Origin of the sequence: Methylomonas methanica (genome assembly GCF_001644035.1) — a bacterium.
In the GTDB taxonomy this organism is placed as follows: Bacteria; Pseudomonadota; Gammaproteobacteria; order Methylococcales; family Methylomonadaceae; genus Methylomonas; species Methylomonas methanica_A.
The window spans coordinates 1-16,004 of sequence record NZ_LUUG01000086.1 but is presented as its reverse complement, the minus strand read 5'-3'; the positions used below and the strand labels follow the sequence as shown (position 1 = coordinate 16,004).

General features: G+C 51.0%; 12 protein-coding genes. 5 read left to right on the top strand and 7 right to left on the bottom strand.

Features of this window, described 5'->3' with window-relative positions; all coding sequences use genetic code 11:
- From A1332_RS15475 to A1332_RS25350, 5 genes are all read left to right on the top strand, one after another.
- On the top strand, nt 1-2,832 hold a 2,832-nt coding region (locus A1332_RS15475), incomplete at its 5' end, for an efflux RND transporter permease subunit (protein ID WP_064009363.1).
- 305 nt (nt 2,833-3,137) lie between these two features.
- On the top strand, nt 3,138-3,476 hold the full coding sequence (locus A1332_RS15470) for a hypothetical protein (RefSeq protein ID WP_020485843.1): 339 nt from the start codon (nt 3,138-3,140) through the stop codon (nt 3,474-3,476).
- Between the two features lie 423 nt (nt 3,477-3,899).
- A complete protein-coding gene (locus A1332_RS15465; protein ID WP_020485842.1) occupies nt 3,900-4,307 on the top strand; it encodes a MerR family transcriptional regulator in 408 nt (135 codons plus the stop codon).
- A gap of 87 nt (nt 4,308-4,394) precedes the next feature.
- Complete coding sequence (locus A1332_RS26530) at nt 4,395-5,105, top strand: MerT/CopZ fusion-like heavy metal transport selenoprotein (RefSeq protein ID WP_419865998.1); 711 nt, start codon at nt 4,395-4,397, stop codon at nt 5,103-5,105.
- A gap of 8 nt (nt 5,106-5,113) precedes the next feature.
- On the top strand, nt 5,114-5,560 hold the full coding sequence (locus A1332_RS25350; RefSeq protein WP_327036700.1) for a putative iron-sulfur cluster-binding metallochaperone: 447 nt from the start codon (nt 5,114-5,116) through the stop codon (nt 5,558-5,560).
- 377 nt (nt 5,561-5,937) lie between these two features.
- Here the strand turns inward: A1332_RS25350 and A1332_RS15450 are convergent, their stop codons facing one another.
- From A1332_RS15450 to A1332_RS15420, 7 genes are all read right to left on the bottom strand, one after another.
- Nucleotides 5,938-6,261 carry a hypothetical protein gene (locus A1332_RS15450; RefSeq protein ID WP_020485839.1) on the bottom strand — a complete coding sequence of 108 codons (324 nt, stop codon included), beginning with the start codon at nt 6,259-6,261 and terminating at the stop codon, nt 5,938-5,940.
- A gap of 77 nt (nt 6,262-6,338) precedes the next feature.
- The gene (locus tag A1332_RS15445) at nt 6,339-8,663 is read right to left on the bottom strand and encodes a heavy metal translocating P-type ATPase (protein ID WP_020485838.1); all 2,325 of its coding nucleotides are present in this window, start codon (nt 8,661-8,663) and stop codon (nt 6,339-6,341) included.
- A 3-nt stretch (nt 8,664-8,666) separates the two neighbouring features.
- On the bottom strand, nt 8,667-11,849 hold the full coding sequence (locus A1332_RS15440; RefSeq protein ID WP_020485837.1) for a CusA/CzcA family heavy metal efflux RND transporter: 3,183 nt from the start codon (nt 11,847-11,849) through the stop codon (nt 8,667-8,669).
- 18 nt (nt 11,850-11,867) lie between these two features.
- Nucleotides 11,868-13,415, bottom strand: a complete 1,548-nt coding sequence (locus tag A1332_RS15435; protein WP_020485836.1) for an efflux RND transporter periplasmic adaptor subunit — start codon at nt 13,413-13,415, stop codon at nt 11,868-11,870.
- The gene (locus A1332_RS15430) at nt 13,412-14,764 is read right to left on the bottom strand and encodes a TolC family protein (RefSeq protein WP_020485835.1); all 1,353 of its coding nucleotides are present in this window, start codon (nt 14,762-14,764) and stop codon (nt 13,412-13,414) included. The genes A1332_RS15435 and A1332_RS15430 overlap by 4 nt, the downstream gene beginning before the upstream one ends.
- Before the next feature lie 90 nt (nt 14,765-14,854).
- A complete protein-coding gene (locus A1332_RS15425) occupies nt 14,855-15,310 on the bottom strand; it encodes a hypothetical protein (RefSeq protein ID WP_020485834.1) in 456 nt (151 codons plus the stop codon).
- 151 nt (nt 15,311-15,461) lie between these two features.
- The gene (locus A1332_RS15420; protein WP_020485833.1) at nt 15,462-15,794 is read right to left on the bottom strand and encodes a YnfA family protein; all 333 of its coding nucleotides are present in this window, start codon (nt 15,792-15,794) and stop codon (nt 15,462-15,464) included.
- Between the last annotated feature and the right edge of the window lie 210 nt (nt 15,795-16,004).

The window sequence follows — 16,004 nt, the reverse complement described above, 5'->3', positions numbered from 1 at the left end:
CTGGAATACCTCAACTATGTAAAAAATCGTTTGCCGCAAGGTGTCACACCGGCATTGGGTCCGGATGCCACCGGTGTCGGCTGGATTTACGAATATGCCTTGGTGGACAAGACCGGCAAGCATGATTTGGCGCAATTGCGCTCGATTCAGGACTGGTATCTACGCTATCCACTACAGACTGTTCCCGGCGTTTCCGAAGTCGCCTCGGTCGGCGGCTACGTCAAGCAATATCAAGTGGAAGTCGATCCCAACGCGTTGCAAGCCTATGAGATTTCGTTATCCACGGTGATGATGGCCATCAAACGCTCTAATAACGATGTCGGTGGCCGCTTGCTGGAAGTTGGCGAAACCGAATACATGGTTAGAGGCTTGGGTTACATCAAATCCATCGCCGATCTGAATACCATACCGGTTGGCGTCGACGCCAACGGTACGCCGATACGCCTGCAGGATGTGGCTCATGTCCAGATCGGCCCGGAACTGCGGCGCGGCGTCACCGAACTCAACGGCGAAGGCGAAGTGGCCGGCGGCGTGGTGGTGATGCGCTTCGGCGAAAATGCCTTGGCGACCATCGAGGACGTGCGTAAAAAACTGGATGAACTCAAGAAAGGCCTGCCGGAAGGCGTTGAAATCGTCACCGTCTATGATCGTGGCAGTTTGATCGAACGAGCCGTAGACACCTTAAAGGATGCGCTGAGCCAAGAACTGATCATAGTCTGCGCCTTGGTGGCCTTGTTTTTACTGCATCTGCGCTCAGCCTTGGTGATTGTCATCACCTTGCCGCTGGGGATATTGATGGCCTTTATCGTGATGAAATGGCAAGGTATGAACGCCAACATCATGTCCTTGGGCGGCATCGCGCTGGCGATCGGCGACATGGTCGATGGCGGCGTGGTGATGGTCGAAAATGCCCATAAACACCTTGCCGAAGCAGCCGAGAAGAAGCAAGCCAAGCTGACTTCACAGGAACGTTGGCAAGCCATCGGCAACGCCTCCCGCGAAGTGGGTTCGGGATTGTTTTCGTCCTTGCTGGTGATCACCGTGTCCTTCCTGCCCATCATCACCATGGAAGCGCAGGAAGGCCGCCTGTTCAGCCCATTGGCATATACCAAAACCTATGCGATGGCGGCGGCTGCGATCTTGACCATCACGTTGGTACCGGTGTTGATGGGCTATTTTGTGCGCGGCAAGATCATCCCCGAGCACAAAAATCCGATTAACCGTTTCCTGCATGCCATTCATTCGCCGGTTTTAAAAGTGGCGATGCGTTGGCGGGGAGCCACGCTAATCGTGGCACTGTTGCTAATGGCTTCGACGCTCTATCCGCTATCAAAACTGGGTAGTGAATTTATGCCGCCCCTGGATGAAGGCGATATTTTATACATGCCCACCACCTTTCCCGGTATCTCCATCACCAAAGCTAGGGAAGTCTTGCAACAGACCGATAAGATCATTAAGACCTTTCCCGAGGTGCATCATGTGTTCGGCAAGATCGGCCGGGCAGAAACCGCCACCGATGCCGCGCCGTTGATGATGGTGGAAACTACCATCAAGTTAAAGCCGCGAGAAGAGTGGCCTGATCCAAGCAAAACCACCCGGCAACTGATGGATGAAATGGACAAGTCCATTCATTTTCCCGGCTTGGCGAACGCCTGGACCATGCCCATCAAAACCCGGATAGACATGCTCTCTACCGGCATCAAGACCCCGGTGGGTATCAAGGTGTCCGGTCCCGATCTGAATGTGCTGCAATCCCTGTCGCTACAAATCGAACAGGCGATGAAAACCTTGCCGGACACGCTATCGGCCTATGGTGACCGGGCAGTCGGCGGCTATTTCCTGGACTTTGATATTAACCGAGAAGCGGCCGCACGTTACGGCTTAACGGTCGGCGATGTCCAGGATGTGATTCAAAGTGCGATTGGCGGCATGAACATCACTGAAACCGTCGAAGGGCTAGAGCGCTATCCGGTCAATCTACGCTATCCGCGCGACCTGCGCGATAACCCGGAAGCGCTGCGGCGGGTTTTGATCTCCACTCCGACGGGCAGCCAGATTCCTTTGACAGCGGTGGCAGACATCAACTTTAAACGCGGCACCGATGTCATCAAAACCGAGGATGCACGGCCCAATGCCTGGATTTATGTAGACCTTAAAATCTCCGACATCGGCGGTTATGTGGAGCAGGCAAAAAAGACCTTAGCCGAAAATGTCACGATACCGGCAGGTTATACCGTTACTTGGTCCGGTCAATTTGAATACATGGAACGGGCGGCGGAACGCTTGCGCATCGTGGTGCCCATCACGCTGCTGCTGATTTTTATCCTGCTGTATACCGCCTTTCGCAATATCACCGAACCGACTATCGTGATGTTGGCGATTCCATTTAGTCTGATTGGCGGCATCTGGTTCATATACGGGTTGGGATATAACCTGTCGATTACCGTCTATGTCGGCTTTATCGCCCTGGCGGGCACGGCGGCGGAAACCGGGGTCATGGTTCTGAGTTTTATCGACATTGAAATCGATAAGCTGCGGGCACAAAAACAGGCCCCATTGACTGGCGAGGAAATCAGGGTTGCTTGCGAGGCCGCAACGGCGCTGCGGGTGCGCCCGGTAGCGATTACCTCGCTTGCCAATATCGTGGGTTTAATCCCCATCATGTCGGCGACCGGAACCGGCGCGGATGTCACACAGCGTATCGCCGCCCCCGCGCTGGGCGGCATGCTCACCGTGTTGATACTGAGTCTTTTGGTGTTTCCGGTGATTTACAGTCTGGTGTTGCAATTTCAAGAAAGGCGCAAGCAAGGACCCGTTGATGTCGTTCTTTAATTCATTACAGGAGATCGAAAGCATGAATACATTATTTAGAAGTCGAAAACGTGTTGTTCTATTAATCGCACTTTTATTGTTCACTGTTTCTTCATGTGCATCACATACTAAAGTCATTAAAAAAGTCTACTCGTCACATCCTGGTGGACAGGGTCATCCTTGGGATAAGGGGCGTTCGTTTTAAACAACCGTCACACGGCTGTGATTTCATTTTTTAACCCACTATAAAGGAGATAAAACGATAACAAGCTGACAACTTGAAAAATGTATGTCATAAAACTTTTTTGAATTACTGGAGAATACCTATGAAAACTAACACACTGATTACCATGTTTTTGGCTCTTGGTTTGCTGACCGCTTGCGCCGAGATGAACCCGCATCCAATGGATATGAGCCAAGCTGTGCAAAGTGCTTCATCCAAAGCCGATCATGAGGCTCTGGCAAAACATTACGAAGAAGCGGCGAAAGACCTTCAGCTCAAAGTTGATGAACACAAAAAACTGCTTAGCCAATATCAAGCTAAAAGCTATCTTTACGGCAAGCAGGCGGACACCTTGGTAAGCCACTGTCGAGTGTTGATTAATGCCTATGAAAAAGCCGCCGAGGCCAATTTGAGTATGGCGGCAATGCATCGTCAGATGTAAACCCTTTCGCCGAACGGCAAGGATATGTATTGCCGAGCAGTTGGAGATGGGCCGAGGTAACAAGGCCCGTCTCTCATCTCATGTACCCCGTGAAACTCTTTGTGTTTTTTATGACCTGGTTGAAAGCGAACTTTCAGTAAGTTGAATTTTCGATTTAGTGCCTGTTTCTTGTTGGCCTAAACTATGAGTACGCCGATTTCAGCGATTCAATTTCGATAGCGGACATTCAAATTTGCATGACCTCAACGAAGCCAAAAGCATGTGACGGCCCAAACCCGTCCACATGACACCACTTACTTCATCGGCAGGCATCTGACTGACCACTAGCCGCCAATCAAGATAATTTCCATGGTTATTTGTAAATAGCCGATGATTGGAAAAACTGAGAGACAATAAAATCCCCTCAACATTGGGTTTAATGAAATGTCGCCTTTAACCATTGGCAAACTTGCCAAACAAACCGAAGTCACTATCGAGACCATCCGTCACTATCAACGTATTGGTTTACTGACGGAACCCGCGAAACCAGACGGCGGTTATCGAGTTTATTCAGCTGATGCGATTGCCAGAATTCGCTTTATCAAACGCGCTCAACAAGCCGGGTTTACCTTGAAGGAAATTGCCACCTTGTTATCGCTTGATGGGGCGCACTGTACTGATGTTCGACAACTCGCCGAACAGAAATGCCAGCAGATCGATCAACATATCATGGATTTAACCGTTCTCCGGCAGGTATTGGAAAGTCTGGTCAACGACTGTCAACAGACAGCTCCAGCCGCTCATTGCGCTATTCTCGATGCGTTTGGCGATGATGCATCATCCCAACCCTGATTCTAAATCACGCACTTGACTCTGTTCTAAGCAACAGGGTTTAGACTTCTTGCCAACATTGAGAATTGTTTGGTTTAGGAGATTCACATGAATACAGACCCTGAAACACCCATAAAAACCTCGTCATGGATGAGTATCGGCGCCCTTTTAGCTGCTGTAGGGGCTTCGGTCTGCTGTGTCGGGCCATTTTTACTGTTGTCGTTGGGTATTGGCGGTGCGTGGATCAGCACATTGACGGCTATGGCACCGGCTCGGCCATTTTTCATTATCCTGACCCTGATTTTTGTAGTACTCGGCTATCGAAAACTCTATCTGACGCCTGATCGCTGTGCGGTAGGTGAAATCTGCTCCACAACCGACAACCAACGCCGACAGCTCCTACTGTTTTGGCTGGGTTCCGCATTCATTTTGATGTTGCTGGCTTTTCCCTGGGTAGCGCCTTTTTTCATGGCTTGAGAGAATTCCGATATGACCATTAAATCCGGATTATTACTGATAAGTTTGTTGTTGCCGGCCACTTTATGGATGCCAGTGGCCTATGCTGAAACCACAGAGGCACTGCCAAACCAACAACAAATGGTGACACTGAAGTTAGAGAATATGACCTGCGCCATGTGCATAGTCACCATCAAAAAAGCCCTGCAGAAAGTTGAAGGCGTACAAAAAGTGGCTGTCGATTACGATGCCAAAACGGCCGAGGTTACTTTCGACGGCAAAAAAACCAATAGCGCCGCCTTGATCAAAGCCACGACCGATGCCGGTTATCCGGGTTCTCTGGCCACGCCTATTACCCAATAAGACCGAGAATGCCACCTATGTCTGATTGCTGCTGCTCTGCCAATACCAAACAGATTTGTCCGGAATGCGGTTCCACTTGTAAAAGTGTCGGTATGTCTACGCTTTATCATCAGGTTAGGTTTCCCGAGAATCAGTCGCTTATCACTGATAGCTATTATTTTTGCCCTGCAAAAACATGTTCAATTGCTTACTTCTCCAACGCGGGTAACACTATTCCCAAACAGCATTTACGAAGCTATAAAGCGATTCAAAACGACGCGCTTTGTTACTGTTTTGATATTGAAGCCGAGCAGTATTTATCGGCGTTAAAAGACCACCAGGCAGAACCGATCAAAGCTTTCGTCATGCAACGCACTCAAGCCGGGGAATGTGCTTGTGAAATTAGAAACCCATCGGGCCAATGTTGTTTAGTGAATTTCAAGCGTTTAGAAAATGAGCACAATACAGATGTCTAATGATCGCTATAAACCAGCCATTCGGAGAACTGATTATTGTATTTTTCATTGGCTGCTTTTGGCCGAAACTGTGAATTCGCCCATCTCGATAGCTGACGTTCAAAATTTTAATGGATTCGACGAGGCTAAAGTCGCTAACGGCCATAACACGACATTTAAAGATTTTAGGGTATGGCGGCAGTAAATCCGAAAGCCGTCGTTTAGCCGATCATTCCAGCACTTTGCAAACATGTCTCCCATTCAGGTTCTAAGAACCAAAATCAATCGGTTTGTTTCAATATTTGCGTCGAACTCCAGACCTGGTTTCCAAGCATTTATCCGAAAACCATAGGTTTGACGGTTCAAGAACGGACACAGCAGAGCGCGAGGTGCTACAACTAATGATCCGCTTCTCGCAACATTTCTGCTATGTCCCGGTTTGCAGTAACGGCTTGCTGATAAAGATCAATCACTTCTTGGCTGTGCGCTTTAAGATCATTTGCGTGTCTGCCATAAACGTAACGCTGTGACTCAAATTGGCTGAGATATTCTTTATGTTCCTCAATCCTAGTCTGTAACTCGTTGGCCTCGTCTTCGAAGTGTTTGGCTAATGCCACATGCTGTATAGTTAGGTCAGTATCCATGGCATGAGGCTCCATGAAGCTGCAAGCGGACAATAAGGATTCAGCTAAAACTAAAAGAATCAGTGATTTTAATTTCATGGTTATCTCCAAAGGTATCTTGAAATGGTAATGTTTAGGTGTTGAACGCTGTTTACGCGATTTTTATTAGGTTCAGGCTACTTAAAAGCTGTATTTTTGGGGTGTAGTAATCTCAGTCCGTTGGCAACGACCAAGAAGGAAGCGCCCATATCCGCAGCAATGGCTTCCCATAAGGTCGCCACACCAGCAAAGGCTAAGACGGCGAACGCGGCTTTGATCATCAGCGCAAAAGTAATATTTTGTCGAATAATAGCCAGCGTTCGTTTGGAATGCCCAAGCAGCCAAGGCAGTTTGGAAAGGTCATCACCCATCAGGGCAATATCGGCTATTTCAATAGCCGCATCCGACCCTAGCACCCCCATAGCAATTCCCAGGTTAGCCCGTCCCAGCGCAGGTGCGTCGTTGACACCATCACCGATCATCGCCACCTGTCCGTATTGTTCGACCATTTGACTGACGATCTCCACTTTATCGGCGGGCAATAGTTCGGCGTGTACCTCATCGATGCCAATTTGGGCCGCGATGTTATTGGCCGTCACCCGATTGTCACCGGTCAACATGACCAGATGTTTGATGCCTGTCTGCCTCAGCGCTTGCAAAATCGATTTGATTTCAGCGCGAGGCTGGTCGGCAACGGCGATGAGGCCGCAAATATGCCGATCATTGCCAATGGCAATCACGGTTTGCCCTGTTTGTTCAATGGCAATCGCTTTTTCACTGATTTCCGGGATTTCTTGGCTACGTTCCAATAGATAACGACGCGATCCCAACCAAAAATCCGTGCCATTAAATAATCCGGTGACACCTTTACCTGGTAAAACCTTCACATTGTCTGCGCTGGCCACGTTGATACCGAGCTGTTCCGTGTGGCGTAAAATGGCTTTAGCCAACGGATGATTGCTTCGCGTTTCCAGTGCAGCGGCGCGACTTAACAGGTCTTCTTCGTTATGACCATTAAAAGGATAAACCCCCGTGACGATGGGTTCACCAGAGGTTAGCGTACCGGTTTTATCAAAGGCAATCGCATTGAGATGGGCAGGTGTTTCGATATAAATGCCACCTTTGATCAGAATGCCTTGTCGGGCTGCACATGCCAGTGCCGCGACAATGCTCACCGGTGTCGAAATGACCAATGCACAGGGGCAGGCAATGACTAGCAACACTAAGGCATGGTAAAACCATTCGTTCCAGCTGCCTTCGAAAAACAAGGGCGGAATGATGCACATCGCCAACGCCACCAGCATCACTACCGGGGTATAAATTCGTGCAAATTTCTCCACCCATTGCTCGACCTCGGCTCGTTTACCATGGGCTTCGCCGACCAGACGGGTAATCTGTGCCAAGGTGGTATCCGAAACCAGCTTGGTGGATCGGATTTCCAATGTGCCTTCAACATTAATGCTGCCGGCAAACACCTCGTCACCCACTTGCTTGGCAACCGGCATACTTTCACCGGTAATCGGCGCCTGATTGACTGAACTGAAACCGGCAATTACGTTGCCATCCAGGGGGATTTTAGCGCCAGGCGCTAATATGAAACGGGTACCTATATTGACTTCTGCGGCAGGTACCACACATTCCAGGCCGATTTCATCTTTGATAGTCACCGTCGAGGGGGCTAAATCCAGCAAGGCTTCAACGGCATGACGGGCACGGCCAATACTCCAGCTTTCAATCGCCAGAGACAGGGCAAACAAAAAACTGACGGTTGCCGCCTCAAACCATTCATCAATGAACATCGCACCGATAACCGCAATCGTCATCAGCAAGTTCATATCCGCCCGTAAGCGTTTCAAGGCATAAAACGCCTTTACAATCACATGCCGAGCACCGCAAGCCATCGCTAAACCAAAGGCCATTTTTTCAGGCAAAGGCATTGCCTGCTGAGCATGCGCATTCAGCAAGCTATGCAGGTAGTGAGTGACCACGTCCCATTGCAGGGTTCCGTTTTTTGCCGAGCTGAAAACCGTTTGAATATCCACAAAGCCGCCGGCTATGGCGATATGAATCAACATGCCGACCACGATAAATACACCGCTAAGCACGGTATAAACGGTCTTCGAACGGTGCAGTTGCTGGGCATCTGCATCGGTCTGACCTGCTTGCCAGCGAGCGGCGGTCATACCCGTTGCAGCCACGGCTTTGATGATCGTTTTTTCCGTCACGGGCTCGGCATCAGACAATAGTGTCATTCGCCCGTTTAAAACATCAAATGCCAGTTTGTCACTGCCCCCCACAAGCGGACCTATCGCGCTTTTCAACGTAGCGACCTCTTCGGCGCAATCCAGTCCCTCGATTTTGAACGTCAGGCCACTCGATGAGTTTGATGCCGTTGACGGGTGACTATCCTGCTGCTCGCCAGGACAACAACCGGTTTTTTCTGATGGCTTACAGGTACTCATCGTTTAATCCTCATGGGAATCAATCTGCACAATTTCCGGAATGATGGGCTTTACGGGTTGATCATTGCGGTGCGCGAGCCAGTATAGAATCGGTAATACCAACAAAGTCAGCATCGTTGACGACAGGATGCCGCCTATCACCACGGTGGCCAGCGGGCGCTGGACTTCTGCGCCGGTACCGGTGGCGATTGCCATCGGTACGAAACCGAACGAGGCCACCAATGCGGTCATCAGCACCGGCCGCAGTCGTGTCAAAGCACCCTCTACAATCGCTTTATCCAGCGACATGCCTTCGTCACGGAGGCTGCGGATAAAGGCAATCATCACCAGACCGTTCAGTACCGCTACACCCGACAAAGCGATGAATCCCACTGCCGCTGAAATCGACATCGGAATATCGCGCAACCAAAGTGCGACCAAGCCACCGGTCAACGCAAAGGGGATACCGCTAAACACCAGCAAACCGTCCTTGGCGTTGCCAAACATCATGAACAGTAGCGTAAAAACCAGAATTAACGCCACAGGCACCACAATCTGTAAGCGATGGGCAGCCGATTGCAACTGTTCGAACTGTCCCCCCCAACTGGTCCAATAACCGGATGGAATTTTGACTTTCTGTTGCAGCTTTTGTTCAGCCTCGGCGACAAAGGAGCCGATGTCTCGGCCTCGCACGTTGGCACTGATGACGATTCGGCGCTTACCGTTCTCGCGGCTGATTTGATTCGGGCCGGGGGCCATTTCCAGACTGGCTACTTCAGCCAGTGGGATATAGCTGGTTTGTCCGTCTCGGTTTTGCCCGCGCGGCAATGAGATAGGCAAGCGGTTGATGGCATCCAAATTGCTGCGCAGGCTCTCCGGCAGACGCACGATAATATCGAAACGCCGGTCGCCCTCAAACAAGGTGCCGGCTTCAGTGCCGCCAATCGCGGTCGCCACCGCATCCTGCACATCGCCCACGTTTAAGCCGTAGCGTGAGGTTTTGTCCCGGTCGATATTCAGAGTCAGCATCGGCAAGCCGGTGGTTTGCTCGACTTTAACTTCGGATGCACCGGGAATCGCTTCCATGACCGCCGAGATTTCAGTCGCGGTGTCGTTCAAGACGTCCATATCATCGCCGAACACTTTGACGGCCACATCGCTACGCACCCCGGAAATCAGTTCATTGAAGCGCAACTGGATAGGCTGGGAAAACTCGTAGAGGTTTCCGGGTAGTTTGTTGGCCGCCGCTTGGATTGCGGCCAGCAGGTCGTCGCGTGATTTATCGGGTTCAGGCCATTGCTCGCGTGGCTTGAGCATGATGTAACCGTCCGAGATATTGGGCGGCATGGGGTCGGATGCGATCTCGGCGGTGCCGGTTCGCGCGAATATGCGCTCGATTTCCGGAAATTGCTGTTTCAGCGTCGCTTCAATTTGCTGCTGCATGGTGACCGATTGCGACAAACTGGTGCCGGGAATGCGTAGTGCCTGAATGGCGAAATCGCCTTCATTCAAACTCGGTACGAACTCGCTGCCCATCCGCGTTGCCAGCAGACCCGATAACATCACGGCGACCAGGGTAAAAGTGAGCACCACTGGCTTGTTGCGCATCACGCCGATTAAAACAGGGGCATACACCCGCTTGGCGGTCTGCATCACCACATTATCCTTTTCGGCGACTTTATCGCCGATAAACAGTGCCACAGCGGCCGGAATAAAGGTCACCGACAGTATCATGGCACCGACCAAGGCAATCACCACAGTAAACGCCATCGGATGAAACATTTTGCCTTCCACCCCCGTTAGCGCGAAGATGGGCAAATACACGACCATGATGATCAACTGGCCAAATAACAGAGCCCGCCGTGCTTCTTTCGATGCTGTAAACACCTCATGAAATCGTTCATGACGCGTTAGCGAACGTCCATGCTGTTCCTGGGCATGGGCCAGCCTTCGCACACAGTTTTCGACGATCACCACCGCGCCGTCGATGATCACACCAAAGTCAAGAGCACCCAGACTCATCAAGTTAGCACTAACCTGGTACGTGACCATGCCGGTAAACGTAAACAACATCGATAACGGTATGACCATGGCGGTAATGATGGCCGCACGAATATTGCCGAGGAACAGAAACAGAATCACAATGACCAGAATCGCCCCTTCGGTTAAGTTCTTTTTAACCGTATTGATGGCTTTATCGACCAATACCGTCCGGTCATAGACCGTCACGGCCTGCACTCCTTCGGGCAAGGTGCGGTTGATGTCTGCCATCTTTTTGTCGACCGCTTGCGAGACGGCGCGGCTATTCTGACCGATCAGCATAAAGACCGTGCCCAATACCATCTCTCGGCCATTTTCGGTCGCAGCGCCGGTGCGTAGTTCTCGGCCGATTTCGACCTCGCCGACATCGCGAATCCGAATGGGTACGCCCTGGACATTGCCCAGAATGATGTTGCGAATATCTTCCATCGAATGCACTTGGCCCGGCGCACGAATCAGATATTGTTCGCCACGCTTTTCAATGTAGCCGGCACCGACATTATTGTTATTGCGATCCAGCGCGGTAACAATGTCTTGCAAGGTCAGGCCGTAGGACGCGAGTTTTTCCGGAATCGGTGCCACCTGATATTGTTTGGCGTAGCCGCCAATGGAATTGATTTCGGTGACACCCGGCACGTTGCGCAGCTGCGGTTTGATAATCCAGTCCTGGATTTCACGCAGATCGGTTGCGGTGTAAGGCGAACCGTCCGGTTTTTTGGCTCCCTCTTGGGCTTCGACTATCCATAAATAGATTTCCCCAAGACCGGTGGAAATGGGACCCATCGCCGGCGTGATACCGGCAGGCATTTTATCCTTGGCTTCTTGAATACGTTGATTCACCAATTGCCGGGCGAAATAGACATCGGTGCCGTCCTGGAAAATCACAGTGACCTGCGATAAGCCGTAACGTGATAGCGACCGGGTTTGCTCCAGATTAGGCAGGCCGGCCATGACGGTTTCGATGGGGTAAGTGATCCGCTGTTCGGTTTCCAACGGCGAGTAACCTGGCGCCGTGGTATTAATTTGTACCTGAACATTGGTGATGTCCGGCACGGCGTCGATGGGCAGAATCGTGTAATTGAAGATACCTAACCCTGCCATACCGAGCACGGCCAGGATAACCAGCCAGCGATGCTCGATCGCTAGACGAATGAGTCGTTCAAACATGATGCGAACTCCTGGGGATCAATGCGAGTGCTCGGCACTGCTTTTGCCTTGCTCGGATTTAATGACGAAGCTGCCATTGACAGCGTATTCGGTGCCTGGCATCAGTCCTGTCACGATCTCGGTGACTTTGCCATCCGATAGGCCAGTGGTGACCGGTTGAGCAATAAAGCCGCCGGGTACGCGAATAAAAGTCGCCGGCTTGTTTTTGATCATCTGGATGGCGTCGGCCGCGACCGCAACCGGCACTTCACTTTCCTTGGTAGGCAGCTCGACCGTGATAAACAATCCAGGTCGCCAGGCCATCTGCGGATTGTCCAGTGTCACGCGGGCGGTAGCGGTACGGGTTTGTTCGCCCATCAATGCGCCCACATAAGACAGCGTACCGATTGCCGAAGAATCGAACGCCGTGGCCTTGATGTTGACCTGTTTGCCAACTTGTACGACATTGAGATCCTTCGCCGATACGATAATTTCGGCCCATACGGAGGATAAGTCAGTAATCGTGAAGATGCTGGCATCTTCCTTGACCGCTTCTCCCATAGCGATATGTTTCTCGACCACCATGCCGTCAAACGGTGCGCGAATTTCGTAGCGGTTGAGTGCGCCGCCGCTGGCCGATGCTGCGGGACTTGCGCCTAGCGCTATCAATTTCTGTTGGGCATTATGGACGGCGATTTCCATTTCCTGCATCGCCTGCCGGGCTTGTTGATAGTCTTGTTCCGCCGATATTTTGTCCTCCCATAAGTGCTTTTCCCGCGCAAAGGTAGAGCGGGCTAATTCCAGGCGCTTTTGTGCCGACAGTAATTCACTACGCTGTTCGGACAACACGGTACTGGCAATCACGGCGATGATCTGACCTTTTTTGACTTGCTGGCCCAGGTTGGCGGAAATACTCTCCACCACACCAGCCAAGCGCGGTACCACATGAGAGGTCTTATCTTCATTAAAGCGAATTTCACCCGGTAGGGTGACAGAGCTTATGATGTGAGCCGCGCCTGCGGTCTGAATCGAAATGCCGGTTTCGGCGATTTGCTGATCGGTCAAGGCTACTTTGCCTTCTTCTTTACTGAAAGCGAATTGAAGCGTTTGACCATCATGTCTGGCCGTCACGTTCGCTTCGAAGACATGCGGCTCGTCGATAGCCTGGATACTTTGCCAATATGCTTTTTCAGGCTCAAACTCGATGCGCTGTTGCTCGCCGCTCGGGCGTTTCAATTGCACGGAGAGTTGATCAGCAACGGGCTGAAGCGGTTTATCCTGATTGAATGGATACACTCGAAAGCGCGGTTCCCCGCCTTCCTCGCTGAGCACGATTTCCAGCTTAAAGTCACCGTCGCTGTAAACATCACCACCGTGCGGGCCTTGGGCCTGCTTGGCTTCATCGGCATGTCCATGGTCATCATCGCCTTCGGCGCTATCTACTTTAGCCGCTGCATGGCTTTCTTCGCCGTGTTCCTCACCTTCCGGCATCGATTTGTCGATGCTCAGAATAAATACACTTAGCAATAGGCCGAGCAAGATAATCGCGGCGATAGCGATCAATTGATTTTTGCTGATATTGTTCACTGAGATACCTCTGATGGGCTATTTGTCGCTGTCTCGTTTATGCTGCTGCCGACCAAACGTTCCACGTTGGCCACGGACTTGTGATATTCGGCCAAGGCCAGTAAATACTGATTTTTGGCGCTAAACAGGGTGCGCTGTGCATCGAGTACGTCGAGAAACCCAAACTTACCCAAGCGATAACCTTCGCAGGCGGCGTCATAAGCACTTTGGGCCCCCGGTAAAATGTCTTGCTGCAACGTGATGATTTCCAAATGGGCGGTATCCAGGGCTTGATAGGCGGTGTTCAAGGCCGTGGCGATGCGTACCTCTGCGCTACGCAATTCGTCTTCCGCTTTGGTCAAGCGATGTTCGGCCTCTTGAATACGCCCTTGATTGCGATCAAATACTGGCAAGGGCACCGAAAAACCCACGACTAAGGCGTAATCATTGGGCATCAGATATTTACTGGCGCCGACGGTCGCGGTCACATCCGGGACGGCTTTGGACTTTTCCATCGTGATGAGTGCCTGGCGTTGGGTAATTTCGGTGGCCCAACGGGCTAAATCGGGATTTTTGGAGAGGCGTTGCGCCAATGAATCCAGGGACACGGGTACTTGGATGTTTTCCAAATTTCCGCTCACCGTCTCAAAACGCGGTGTCGTGCTACCCCAGCCAGCCGCTAAACGCTTGCGGGCGGCTTCCAGTTCCTTTTGAGACCGCATCAGCTCAATTTGCACCGAAGCACGAGCAACTTTGGCCTTGGTTTCTTCGACGGGTGATACCTTGCCTGCCTGCACTCGTGCCGTGGTTGTTACGGTCGTTTGATTCGCCAACTCGTGCGTTTGCTGGGTTAGTGTCAGGCGCTGTTGCGCCGTCAGCACATCAATAAAGGCTTGCGTCACTTGAGTCAGTATATCGGCCCGCTTGGCTTCATAATCCCAATCGGCGAGTTGCTTGGTCAGCGCGGCAGCTTCGATGCGTGCGGTACGCTTACCGCCCAACTCGATCAATTGGCTGAGTTCCAAGGTGACGACATCACCATCGAAGCCCTTGATGACCTGATTACCAAAGTTCGCCGCATTGGCATTGAAGGTGGGATTGGGAAACAAGCCCGCTTGGAGGGTGGCGGCTTCCTGTGCGCGGCTCTCCCAGGAAAAGGCCGACAGTTCCGGGTTTTGGGTTAGCGCTAAGGCAAGCGCTTGGGACAAAACCAGGGAGCCAGTCGGTTCCTCAGCGGCCGGACGATTAGGATTGTTTGAGGTCTGATCACTTAGCGATTGCGTAGTGTTTGTCGGACTCGCATCGACCTGACAAGTTGTGATCAATAAACACAGTGCAACGCCAAGAGGCCGCACATAATTTGAGGACATGGAAACTTTCTCCGTAGCATAGAAGTATCGTCAGCACAGACACTGGTGAACCCGCGTCTTCGGCTGGTGAGTTGCGGCTAGGAGAGGTGGCTAAATCTGTAAAACAATGCTGCGCAAAGCGAGCAGTCGGGAATCGGTAAACGGTGGGTTGAACAATGCCGGCTGGCGAATGATGACTCTGGCGTAAAGAACCAAGAGTGAGATCAGGAAAAATACCGGCAAAAGCCCCATATCAATCGCTATTTTTGACAACTTCGCCAATTGTAGGGGAATGTGATCATCCCCATCGATAGGGATGTCGGTGCAAGGTGACGAGCAGGGATCGCCTTCATCGCTCGCAAGCACATTGGTCTCATCGTTGAAACGAGTGGCAGCATTCACGCTAGCGAATGGGTCTTTTCCAGCTTTTTCTACCGCTACATGCCCATCAGCCCCAAAACATAACACAAAGGCCGTCACATCTCGATGCCCCAGGCCAAAATGACCGAGCACGGCGAATATCAGCACAACAGAGAGCCAAGTTTTAAAGTGAGGTAGAGTAAGCATTCTTTAAAAGGATACTCGACATCCGAAATAATTCAAGCATTTAGGAAACAAACGGCAGATCGTCAGGGTTGGCCGCAATATAGGAGAATTTAGGCGTTGAATATGGAGCTGGTAGTTACTTGGTTTTCAAACCGCTTTACTTAAACACAGGTTATGCATCTCTGGGTGCAAACATAATTATTGACATGCCGACTAGCGCAACTGAAGAGCCAACAATATCCCATACACTGGGTTTAATGCCATCAACTAACCAGAGCCAAACGATAGCAACAAAAATATAGACGCCACCATAGGCCGCGTAAATCCGTCCTGCCGCAGTAGGATGTAAAGATAATAGCCAAGCGAAAGCAGCGAGACTTATTGCGGCAGGGACTAGAAGCCACGGGCTTTTGCCCTGAGTAAGCCATAGATAAGGCAGGTAACATCCGACAATTTCGGCCACAGCGGTTACCAGAAATAGCAGAATGGTTTTGATTTCAAGCATAGCAACTGATTTTCTTACAGAATTGAGGATATGTAATTAGAGTATACACGTCACATTCTCCCGCAAATCAATTTTGGTAACCAACATTTCATTGGTAAAAACAGTATTTCGCCTGTCTATCTTTGATCATAAGTGCTAATGACCGGAAATGGTTGGATGATTGCCATTCGATATGAAGTAGCGGTAGTCAGCTGAGGGTCGCTATGGATA

Bases quoted from the DNA above. Each gene is read 5' to 3' on its own strand.
- A1332_RS15470 (WP_020485843.1), top strand. From the start codon at position 3,138: ATGAAAACTAACACACTGATTACCATGTTTTTGGCTCTTGGTTTGCTG.
- A1332_RS15465 (WP_020485842.1), top strand. From the start codon at position 3,900: ATGTCGCCTTTAACCATTGGCAAACTTGCCAAACAAACCGAAGTCACT.
- A1332_RS25350 (WP_327036700.1), top strand. From the start codon at position 5,114: ATGCCACCTATGTCTGATTGCTGCTGCTCTGCCAATACCAAACAGATT.
- A1332_RS15450 (WP_020485839.1), bottom strand. From the start codon at position 6,261: ATGAAATTAAAATCACTGATTCTTTTAGTTTTAGCTGAATCCTTATTG.
- A1332_RS15445 (WP_020485838.1), bottom strand. From the start codon at position 8,663: ATGAGTACCTGTAAGCCATCAGAAAAAACCGGTTGTTGTCCTGGCGAG.
- A1332_RS15440 (WP_020485837.1), bottom strand. From the start codon at position 11,849: ATGTTTGAACGACTCATTCGTCTAGCGATCGAGCATCGCTGGCTGGTT.
- A1332_RS15430 (WP_020485835.1), bottom strand. From the start codon at position 14,764: ATGTCCTCAAATTATGTGCGGCCTCTTGGCGTTGCACTGTGTTTATTG.
- A1332_RS15425 (WP_020485834.1), bottom strand. From the start codon at position 15,310: ATGCTTACTCTACCTCACTTTAAAACTTGGCTCTCTGTTGTGCTGATA.
- A1332_RS15420 (WP_020485833.1), bottom strand. From the start codon at position 15,794: ATGCTTGAAATCAAAACCATTCTGCTATTTCTGGTAACCGCTGTGGCC.